This is a genomic window from Streptomyces sp. SID11385 (genome assembly GCF_010548245.1).
GTDB lineage: Bacteria > Actinomycetota > Actinomycetes > Streptomycetales > Streptomycetaceae > Streptomyces.
The window spans coordinates 1-976 of sequence record NZ_JAAGLR010000772.1; the positions used below are offsets into that span (position 1 = coordinate 1).

A 976-nucleotide genomic window follows, 5' to 3' on the forward strand; every position below is an offset into this window, starting at 1 on the left:
CCTCGTCACCCTCACCGACGTCGACACCGCCCCCGACGCGCTGAGCGTCGCGGCCCTCGCCCCGCACTCCCGCTTCGCCGCCGCCGTCGCCGCCCTGCCCCAGGGCCTCCTGACGTCCTGTACGACCACGGGGAGCCACCCATGAGCGCCCCGCCCCGCGTCCCGCACACCCGCCCCGAGCCCACCGCCCCCCAGTCCACCGCGGCGCAGCCCACCGCGCCCCCGCCCGCCGCACTCCACTCCACCGCGCCCCCGCCCACCGCGCCCGAGCCCGCGCCGACGGAGGCGCACGAGGTCCACGAGGAGCACGCCTGGAGCCGCTGCGACCCCTGGAGCGCGGCGCTGCGCTCCGGGCGCGGGCCGCTCTACCTGCACCGCGAGGACGGCACCCGGCACCCGCTCGACATCGAGCGCTGGTGCGCCGCTCCCGACGCGGCCGACCGCACCGTCATCGACCGCTGCCGCGGCAGCGTCCTCGACATCGGCTGCGGCCCCGGACGCTTCCTCGTCGCACTCGCCGAACGCCGTCTCACCGCCCTCGGCATCGACTCGAACCCGCACGCCGTCGCCCGCGCCGTGCGTTCGGGCGGCGGCGCGCTGTGCCGCTCCGTCTTCGCGCCGCTGCCCGGCACCGGCGGCTGGCACACCGCGCTCCTCGTGGACGGCAACATCGGCATCGGGGGCGATCCGCCCCGGCTGCTGCGGCGCACCGCCGAACTCGTCCGTCCCGGCGGCACCCTCCTCGTCGAGACCGCGGCGCACGCGCTCGACGAACGCCTCAGCGTCCGCGTCGGCGACGGTCGCGGCGCCCACGGCACGCCCTTCCCCTGGGCCCGCCTCGGCAGCACCGCGCTCCTGCGCCACGCGGAGGACACCGGCGCGTGGACGGGCGCGGGGGAGTGGGAGGCCGGTGGCCGCCGCTTCGTGGCACTGCGCCGGGTCTGAGCGGCGCCCCGTACGGGTGAGACGGGGACGG

Annotated in this window: 1 protein-coding gene; it reads left to right on the forward strand. The window is 78.8% G+C overall.

Going from position 1 to position 976, the window contains the following annotated elements:
• The first annotated feature begins 141 nt into the window (after positions 1-141).
• Entirely contained in the window at positions 142-945 is an 804-nt protein-coding gene (locus G3I42_RS23770; RefSeq protein WP_203607235.1) for a methyltransferase domain-containing protein, read from the forward strand.
• Positions 946-976: the final 31 nt, after the last annotated feature.

Bases quoted from the DNA above. Each gene is read 5' to 3' on its own strand.
- G3I42_RS23770 (WP_203607235.1), top strand. From the start codon at position 142: ATGAGCGCCCCGCCCCGCGTCCCGCACACCCGCCCCGAGCCCACCGCC.